The 8,683-nt window shown below is 34.6% G+C and carries 9 protein-coding genes; all 9 read right to left on the minus strand.

Annotated features, from left to right (window positions below; genetic code table 11):
• Positions 1 to 17: 17 nt before the first annotated feature.
• Entirely contained in the window at positions 18 to 698 is a 681-nt protein-coding gene (locus tag J0M08_10595; protein ID MBN8703505.1) for a tetratricopeptide repeat protein, read from the minus strand.
• 37 nt (positions 699 to 735) lie between these two features.
• Positions 736 to 1,788, minus strand: coding sequence for a VWA domain-containing protein (locus J0M08_10600; GenBank protein ID MBN8703506.1), 1,053 nt, complete (start codon positions 1,786 to 1,788; stop codon positions 736 to 738).
• A 3-nt stretch (positions 1,789 to 1,791) separates the two neighbouring features.
• Positions 1,792 to 2,781, minus strand: coding sequence for a VWA domain-containing protein (locus tag J0M08_10605; protein MBN8703507.1), 990 nt, complete (start codon positions 2,779 to 2,781; stop codon positions 1,792 to 1,794).
• A gap of 41 nt (positions 2,782 to 2,822) precedes the next feature.
• Complete coding sequence (locus J0M08_10610) at positions 2,823 to 3,845, minus strand: cell wall anchor protein (protein ID MBN8703508.1); 1,023 nt, start codon at positions 3,843 to 3,845, stop codon at positions 2,823 to 2,825.
• A 15-nt stretch (positions 3,846 to 3,860) separates the two neighbouring features.
• Positions 3,861 to 4,730 carry a DUF58 domain-containing protein gene (locus J0M08_10615; protein ID MBN8703509.1) on the minus strand — a complete coding sequence of 290 codons (870 nt, stop codon included), beginning with the start codon at positions 4,728 to 4,730 and terminating at the stop codon, positions 3,861 to 3,863.
• Positions 4,731 to 4,776: 46 nt separating this feature from the next.
• The gene (locus tag J0M08_10620; protein ID MBN8703510.1) at positions 4,777 to 5,763 is read right to left on the minus strand and encodes an AAA family ATPase; all 987 of its coding nucleotides are present in this window, start codon (positions 5,761 to 5,763) and stop codon (positions 4,777 to 4,779) included.
• A 151-nt stretch (positions 5,764 to 5,914) separates the two neighbouring features.
• Positions 5,915 to 6,394, minus strand: coding sequence for a hypothetical protein (locus tag J0M08_10625; GenBank protein ID MBN8703511.1), 480 nt, complete (start codon positions 6,392 to 6,394; stop codon positions 5,915 to 5,917).
• Between the two features lie 67 nt (positions 6,395 to 6,461).
• The gene (locus J0M08_10630; GenBank protein MBN8703512.1) at positions 6,462 to 8,492 is read right to left on the minus strand and encodes a tetratricopeptide repeat protein; all 2,031 of its coding nucleotides are present in this window, start codon (positions 8,490 to 8,492) and stop codon (positions 6,462 to 6,464) included.
• Positions 8,489 to 8,683: hypothetical protein (locus J0M08_10635; GenBank protein MBN8703513.1), on the minus strand; the 195-nt coding region annotated here is incomplete at its 5' end. The genes J0M08_10630 and J0M08_10635, both read right to left, overlap by 4 nt.

The following is an 8,683-nucleotide window of genomic DNA, read 5'->3' on the forward strand; positions in this document are numbered from 1 at the left end:
GTTTCTAGTACGCGTATTTACCAGTCTTTATCAATATTCCTATCTCCCGCTCTCCCTTTTTGTTTTTTTAATTTTTCCTGTGTTTTCTTTTCATCGTTATTCAACGCTTCTAGCAAACGAGCTGCATCCTCTTTCGAAATTTTATTCTTCGCCTGTTGTTGCTGTTCTTCATTTTGTTTTTTCTCTTGCTCCTTTTGTTGATCCTGCTTATTTTGTTGGTCTTGTTTTTCTTGATTCTTGTTTTGGTCGTTATTTTTATTTTGTTGTTGTTGTTCCTTTTTTAGCATTTGTTGCGCATACGCCAAATTATATCTCGCATCTTGGTCTTCAGGATTATTTTTCAGTGCTTTCTTATAGGCATTTATACTTTCTTCGTACTTCTTGGTTTTCAAAAAAGAATTACCCAAATTATGGTAGGCCATTGCAAGGGAATCTTTAGGCATTTTCTTTGTAGTTACAACCTCAAACTGTTCCTGTGCTTCGGCATATTTACCTTGCTTATAATAGGCATCGCCTAAATTAAATAATGCTTTATAGTTGTCATTTTTTTTGGATAGTGCATCTTGGTACTTTTTTTCAGCCTCGTTATACTTTCCTTCATCATAATAACTATTGCCCTTACGCACCAAAGCTTTCTCTGTTTGGGCATTTAACAGACTTCCAATTAAAATAATAAATATGACTAGCAGGTATCTCATTCTTAATTCTTAATTCTTAATTCTTAATTCTTAATTCTTAATTCTTAATTTCTTTATTATTCTCACCAAAAAGATTCAACTTTTTAATCCATAAACTTTTACGTTCGCCAATAAGAAATTCAATTAGTAGTAATAGCAATGCAGGTAAAGCAAAATATTGAAACTTATCGTCATAATCTGTGTACATTTTACTCTCAAATTGCTTCTTATCCAACTCCCTCAATTGATTCAATAAAGAATTTAATCCCACATCGGAGTTAGTGGCTCTAACATAAGAACCATTTCCCGCTGCACTAATTTCTTGCAATGCAACCTCATTTAGTTTTGTGATAACGGTATTTCCATCTTTATCTTTTTTAAATCCAGTTTGAATATTGTTTTTATAAACCGGTATTGGAGTTCCGTTTACAGAGCCGATGCCAATCGTATGCACGATTATATTCTTTTCTACTGCGGTTTTGGCAGAAGCAATTGCATCGTCCTCGTGATTCTCGCCATCGGTCAATATAATCAATGCTCTATTTTTGCCAACATCATCACCAAAAGATTCAATAGCTAAATCAATTGCTGCACCAACAGCAGTACCTTGTGTAGGAACAATATCTGTATCTATATTTTGTAAAAACAATTTCGCAGCAGCGTAATCCGTAGTTATTGGAAGTTGAACAAATGCTTCTCCCGCAAAAACAATCAGACCTATCCTATCCCCCTCCAATTTATCTATCAATTTTTCAATAGCTTGTTTAGACCGAGTTAATCTGTTAGGCTGAATATCTTCCGCCTTCATACTGTTGGAGACATCTAAAGCAATTATAATATCTGCACCTTCTCTCTTTACCTCTTGCAAACGAGAACCAATTTGAGGATTCATCAAGACCAAGACTAACAAAATAAATGCTAACTGAGTTATAATAAACTTAAACAACGGTTTATTTTTTGATTTCAATGGCATTAATCTTTCTACAAGAGAAGGATCTCCCAAAAGTTTAATGAGTCTCTTTTTTTGAAATACGTACACAAGATATAGTACTACAAAAAGAATCAGTAGCAAAAATCCATAAGCAAAATAAGTATGTTCGAATCTAAACATGAGTTATGGCAATATCTTTAATAGTGTGTATTTTAAAAATAGTTCTAGTGCAAAAAACAAAGCTGCTGCAATTGCAAAAATTAAAAAACGTTCTTCCTTATTTGTAAAACTCTTTTCCTCAATTATTGTTTTCTCCATTTTGTCAATCTCGGCATACACCTGTTTTAACTTTTTCTTATCCGTTGCTCTAAAATATTTCCCTCCGGTCATTTGCGCTATTTTAGACAATCCATCGTCATCAATCTTAACATCTACATAATCAAATTGATACTGTCCGTTAGGATAAATTGCCACCGGAGAGAGCGCTTTTCCCATACTTCCTACTCCGATAGTATACACACGAACACCAAACGCTTTTGCAATCTCGGCTGCAGTCATTGGAGCTACCGCTCCCACATTATTTACGCCATCTGTCAATAAAATAACCACTTTACTTTTGGCTTTACTATCCTTTATTCTATTTACGGCATTCGCTAATCCAAGTCCTATTGCAGTGCCATCTGCAATCATTCCTGTTTTAACAGAGAAAAACAAATTCTTAATAACCGCATGATCTGTTGTTAATGGACATTGTGTAAATGATTCTCCACTAAAAATAACAAGACCAATTTTATCGGTCGGTCTATTATCAATAAATTCGATAGCTACTTCCTTAGAAGCTTCTAATCTATTTGGCTTAAAATCTTGCGCAAGCATACTTGCCGAAATATCCATTGCCAAAATTATATCAATACCTTCGGATGTCACATTCTTCCAACTAGAGCGAGACTGAGGACGAGCCAAAACAATAATTAACATCGCAATAGCCAACATTCTAAAAACAACCAACAAAGGCTGCAAATACTGTCGAAGAGAGGGTTTTAAACCATCGAAATTTGCAAGTGATGAAAAATTAAGAGAAGTCGAATTTTTTCTAATTTTAAAATTATACCACACCACCAACACAGGAATTACCAGCAGAAGCCATAAAGCTTCTTTGTTAGCAAATGTTATATCATTTATAAAATTAAACATGAAATGTTTTTCTAGTTTAGTTAATCTTTAGTTTCTATTGCTTCACTCTTTACTTCCTCTTCTCGTTTTGTGCCATTTACAAAATCAACAGCCAACTGCATAGACAATTCATTTTCATTAGGCAAAGGATTCTCTTTAGCAAATTTCACTAAATCGGCTAGCGTCAAAATTTGTTTTAAGCGTTGCTTGCTTTCTTCATCCATAACCATTGAACGCAGTTGAGCAAAAATTTCATCAGATGTTTGCTCCGGAGCATTAATTTTAAATCGTTGCTGCAAATACAACCTCAAAATATCGGATATAGCAGAATGGTATTGCTTGTATTTGCCCTGCTGCCACAATTTTTCATTATTAATTTGCTCTAATGCAGCTAACGCAGTTATATGTGGCGGCACTTTAGGGTCCGACTTAACGACAATGGTTGTCTTACGACTTTTCAAATAACGTTTTATTAAATAAATAACCAACGTTAGTAGTGCTAGTATACCAACCACCCATTTTACATAAGGAATTAACTCTCTAAAATCGAATGGTTCATCCATAGGAGGCTTAATGTCACGTATAGCTTGTGTTGTATCAACTTGCACATTATTCACCTCTAACAGCAGAGCCTCCGTTTCAAAAACCTTTGACGTGTCATTATTCAAGATAAATTTAAACGGGGGTATGGCATAATAGCCCGAATCAAAGGATGTAATAATTAAATTTTGAGATTGTTGCAACCAATAAGGATCGTCCTTATTTGGTATTGTTGTATCTATTTTGGTTTTATTTACAATTTCAATTTGTTTAATAATCGTATCATTCAATGCAGGCCACTGAATTGCAACATTACCTTTATCCGCTCTGTACTGAATAGTTACATGAACAACGGTCTGCTCTCCAATTAAAATACTATTGGTATCAAGTGTTGCCGACACTTTAACATCTTGAGCGGCAAATACGCCCGGCATAGCCAATAAAATAACTAGTAAAATATACCTACCCACAACTCTATAGGAATTGATATAATTAAAAACCATATGTATTTTACTGTTACTCATTCTTACTTATTTTATTTACCCTCTGCGTTTAAATAAATTCATCAATGGTTTTATATACGATTCTGTTGTATTAATTTCCGCACAATCTACTCCCGACTTCGCAAAAATTTCTTTTAGTTTATCTCTATTTCTCTTTGCATTCATCTCATACTGCAATCGAACAGCTCGGCTTGATGTATCAACCCAAATAGACTGTTCGGTCTCATTATCTTGCACTCGTATTAAACCAACATTGGGCAATTGGTGTTCTCTTTTGTCAGACACTTGCAACGCAACCAAATCATGTTTTTTATTTGCAATTTTTAGTGCGTCCGAAAAATTAGACGTATCAATAAAATCGGATATTAAAAACGTAATGCTTTTTTTCTTAATTACATTATTCAAATATTTCAGCGCGAGTTCTATGTTCGTTTTCTTACGTTGAGGTTCGAACTCAATTAAATCTCTTATAATTCTTAGAATATGAGATTTCCCTTTCTTTGGAGGAATAAATTTTTCAATCTTATCGCTAAAAAATATGATTCCTGTTTTATCATTGTTTTGAATAGCCGAAAATGCAATAACAGCGCACAATTCGGTTATCAATTCTTGTTTGAATTGATTTGAAGTTCCAAATAATCCCGAAGCACTAACATCTACCAACAACATAACGGTAAGCTCTCGTTCCTCTTCAAACACTTTTACAAACGGATGATTAAATCGAGCCGTTACATTCCAATCAATTGTTCTAATATCGTCTCCTGCCTGATACTCGCGCACCTCGCTAAAAGCCATCCCCCTACCTTTAAAGGCACTATGATACTCTCCCGAAAAAATTTGATTCGAGATACCTCGAGATTTAATCTCGATTTTACGCACCTTCTTTAAGAGTTCAACAGTTTCCACTATACAATTTTTAATGCCTCTTTATAATTCAACACTCACAAATCATCTACGGCACTTCAACCGCATTCAAAATTTCTGTAATTATATTTTCTGTTGTAATATTTTCTGCTTCTGCTTCGTAGGTCAATCCAATTCTGTGGCGCAACACATCTGTACATACCGCACGAACATCTTCCGGAATTACATAACCTCTGCGTTTTATAAATGCGTATGCTTTGGATGCCAATGCTAAGCTAATACTTGCACGTGGCGATGCTCCAAAATTTATTAATCCTTTAAATTTGCCTAATTTATAATCTTCCGGTGTTCTGGTAGAATACACTATATCTACAATGTAGCGTTCTATTTTTTCGTCCATATATACATCACGCACTACATTTCTAGCTTTCACAATATCTTCAGGTTGCAACACATGATTCAGCTTAGGAAATTCGGCTGCAATATTTTGGCGAATAATTTTTCGCTCATCTTCTTTGGAAGGATAAGAAATCACGACTTTAAGCATAAATCTATCTACTTGCGCTTCCGGCAATGGATAGGTACCTTCTTGCTCTACCGGATTTTGTGTTGCCAATACTAAGAATGGCTCAGGCAATTTAAAAGTTGTATCACCAATAGTTACTTGGCGCTCTTGCATCGCTTCTAGCAAAGCACTTTGAACTTTTGCAGGAGCACGATTAATTTCATCGGCCAAAATAAAATTCGAAAACAAAGGTCCTTTACGTACGGTAAATTCTTCTTTCTTTTGATTATAAATCATTGTACCAACCAAATCGGCAGGTAACAAATCCGGAGTAAACTGAATACGACTAAATGCAGCATTAATAGTAGATGCTAGTGATTTTATAGCCAACGTTTTTGCTAGTCCTGGAACTCCTTCCAACAAAATATGTCCATTTGAAAGCAATCCAATTAGCAATCTTTCCACCATGTATTTCTGACCAACAATAACCTTATCTAATTCAAGATTAAGAAGATCTACAAATGCACTATCACGCTGAATACGCTCGTTTAATTCTTTAATATCTGTCATAACTCGTGTATATTTTTATCTATACAAAAGTATATCAACAAGCAGTTGCTGAGCTCTTTATTACTGTTAAAAATTGTTAATGATTAAGCACTAAAAATGTTAGAATTAACAACAAAAAAGATTACAAAAAAATAAATGGAAAACCGGAGGATTAATAGGTAAAGTTTCCGCTGGCAAAATTACTTGCACCTACCTTTACATTCGAAAATTGGTAGTTGATTTCTCCGTTTGATTTCTTGGTAACTAGTACTTGACCGCTATCTGCAATAGAGTAATAATAAGCCCCGTTTAATTTTACAGAAACTACACATTTAGTAGTATCCGTCTGAAAAGAGCTTTGAACTTTATACGTTCCGGAATTAGGACCTTGAAAATTTGAAGTTGGAATAAAACCAAAAAAACTTAGTGCGCATCTATTAGCCGAATTTGCCATATCCGGTTGCACAAAAACCTGAAAAGTTGTTCCGAAAGACGATTTACCCATGTTAGCGGTAGTAAGATTATTGTAAGTTGTATTATCTATCGAGTAAAACATGGCAGATTGAGGCGTTTCGTCATTAGATGGTGCTGCGTCCTCTTTCTTTTTGCATGCAAATAATACAACAAGTGATATAAAAATTATCTTTTTCATTTTATTCGGTTATTAGATACAAATCAAAAGTAAAAAAGTCCTATACTTTTTACAAAAAAATTACACACTATACACGTACTCCAATAACACATACATCATCAACCTGCTCTAGATTGCCTTTCCACAGAACAAAGGCATCCTGCAATTTCTCCTTTTGCTCAACTACGGGTAAAGACGCAATGGAGACAAGAAGTTCTTTCAATTGCTTATACATAAATTTCTTTCCCTTAGGACCTCCGAATTGATCAGGCATTCCATCTGTTATGGTGTAAACCATATCGCCATCATTTAAATCAACAATGTGTTGGGTAAAGGAGTTTGCATCTCTATCGTGTCTGCCTACAGGCATTTTATCAGGAGCCAATTCTATCAATTTTTTTTCTGTTTCATTCTTCACTATCCAAACAGGATTATTAGCTGCTGCATAACAAAGCTTATGAACACGAAAATCGAAACGTAATAAACTACAATCCATCCCATCTTTTCCGCCTTCAGCACTTCCATCTTTTTTCAGTCGTTCAATAATTTTGGTTCTGGTGTAATTTAATATTTCAGCAGGCTGTGTTAGTTGTTTTTCTTCTACTGCTTTTTCCAAACATGTAATATTAAGAATACTCATAATAGCACCCGGCACTCCATGCCCAGTGCTATCGGCTGTAACAAGAACAAACTCTCCGCTCTGCAATTTCGAAGCCCAATAAAAATCTCCGCTTACCACATCTTTGGGCTGAAAAAAAACAAAATAGTCTTTCAAATTTTCTGAAAGCAATTGGTCTGTAGCTAAAAAGCTTCTTTGAATACGCTCTGCATAATTTATGCTATCGGTAATTTCCTTTTGCTTTTCATCAACAATGTGTTTTTGTTTTTCTACCAATTCTTTTTGTGCGGTAATTATTTTATTCTGTTTTTGGTTTTGTCTAAGACTTCTAAAAATTACCAAAGCCAAAACCAATACAAATACTAATCCCACAGAAACAGAACCAATAATAATGTTCTTCCTTTGTTTTTCTTCTTTAGCAAGCGCATCCTTTCTTTCTTGCTCTTGTTTTAAGTCTTGCTCTTTTTTCTCGAAAAAAAAACTCATTTCTGCACTTATGCTTTTTCGCATATTCTCTTCGTTGAGCAAACTATCTCTATATGCTACAAATTGCTTATGATTTTGATATGCAGCATGCCAACTACCAACAGTGCTATCTAAAACAGATAAACCATAATAACTAGCTTTTATCGCTTCTTTGTATCCAATTTTTTTAGAAAACGCAAGTGCATCTTGCATGTATTTTTTTGCCTCTGCATTTTTAGAAAGGCGCGTGTACACCAATCCAATACTAATATAAGAAAGTGCAACACCTTGCTTATCGCCTATTTTCTCTCTTATTTCCAGTGCTTTAAAATATTGGTCGAGCGCTTTGTTATAATATGCATTCTTTTCTCCGTTACCGGAAGAAGCCATTTCGCCTTTAGCATAATAGATGGTACCAATATTATTTATGTTTATAGAGGCCCAATTTATATTTCCGGTTTCTTCATTTATGCGCAGAGCCATAAAATAATGCTCGAGCGCCTTATCAAATTTTTTCTGCTCTTTATACACCTCTCCAATATTATTAAGCGAACCTGCAACTCCCTGCATATCGTTAATTTCCTTGCGTATTTGCAACGATTTAAAATAATTCTCTAAAGCTCCTTGGTAATTTTGTTGATTAAAGTAGATAAGCCCAATGCAATTATAGGAACGAGCAATTCCTTTTCTATACTTAATTTCTTCGTTTATTTTTAACGCAATAAATATTTGCTCTAATGCTTTAGGGTACTCGCCCTGTTTCCAATATATAAGGGCACTATGAATAAAAGCAGTTGCTTTACCTTTTTTAAAATTTATTTTTTCGGCAAGCGTTTTTCCTTGAACTACATAATCCATTGCTTGTTTGTAATCGCCACGCTGCCAAAGCTTGTCTGACAAAACATTTAATGTATTTACCTTGAACGTGTCTTCTTTTGCAGCATTTAGAACAACCACAAGCGAATCTATTTCTCGCTTTTGAGCTATAGAAACAAAACTGATAACTAAAAAAAGTACTGTCGCAAATTTTTTCACTCGTTACCCTCTTTCAATTTTTTCCAATTCTCTTGATTCAACCTCTCGTCCGCATTTGGATTATAATCTGCTTTATTTGTTCCAATGTACTCGCCATTCGTATTCATCCAATATTGATTAGAACCGCTATTTACCTTGTATTGCTGACCATCGGCATCGCTCACATTTGTTTGCTCTGTTATGGCATCAAT

This window comes from Bacteroidota bacterium, from assembly GCA_017303975.1.
Classification (GTDB): domain Bacteria; phylum Bacteroidota; class Bacteroidia; order JAFLBG01; family JAFLBG01; genus JAFLBG01.